Annotated in this window: 1 pseudogene; it reads left to right on the top strand. The window is 46.4% G+C overall.

What is annotated here, in order from left to right:
* A pseudogene (locus V5T57_RS20805) lies at positions 1-207 on the top strand (IS5/IS1182 family transposase); the annotation flags it as partial.

Genomic DNA, 207 nt, shown 5'->3' on the forward strand with positions numbered 1-207 from the left:
TAGAAGCTACGGGGCTGGATGCTGGCTACAATTCAGCGGTGATTTGCAAAGGTCTTGAAGATCGACTTATTCACGGAGTTGTAGGGTATAGGCGTAGCAATCATCCCAATAAGGAACTCTTCTACAAACGCGAATATCTCTATGATGCAGAAGGGGATTACTATCAGTGCCCGAAAGGCTATCCTCTGATCTATCGCACGACCAATC

Origin of the sequence: Magnetococcus sp. PR-3 (genome assembly GCF_036689865.1) — a bacterium.
Classification (GTDB): domain Bacteria; phylum Pseudomonadota; class Magnetococcia; order Magnetococcales; family Magnetococcaceae; genus Magnetococcus.